Annotated in this window: 1 protein-coding gene; it reads left to right on the top strand. The window is 56.8% G+C overall.

Annotation, left to right across the window (positions count from 1 at the left end):
- On the top strand, positions 1-285 hold a 285-nt coding region (locus CYJ76_RS11460), incomplete at both ends, for a DNA cytosine methyltransferase (protein WP_180802300.1).

Raw genomic sequence — 285 nt, 5'->3', positions numbered from 1 at the left:
GAGGCCAGGCGCTCGGGTTGGAGGCTGCCGGTTTTATTCACCGTGCTCATGGTGATGTACTAGATTTCGACATTTCCCCTTTTGCGGATGACCTCGATCTGCTGGCAGGGGGAGTTCCATGTCCGCCCTTCTCGATTGCTGGTAAACAGCTTGGGCAAGATGACGAGAGAGATTTGTTCCCGAGGGCGCTCGAGCTGACCGCGCAGTCGCGTCCAAAGGCGCTCATGCTGGAGAATGTCCGCGGGTTAGCGCAGCCTAGATTTGCGCGATATAGAAATGAGCTGG

The organism is Kytococcus schroeteri (assembly GCF_002847825.1).
GTDB classification, from domain to species: Bacteria; Actinomycetota; Actinomycetes; order Actinomycetales; family Dermatophilaceae; genus Kytococcus; species Kytococcus schroeteri.
This window is presented reverse-complemented; position numbering and strand designations above follow the sequence as displayed.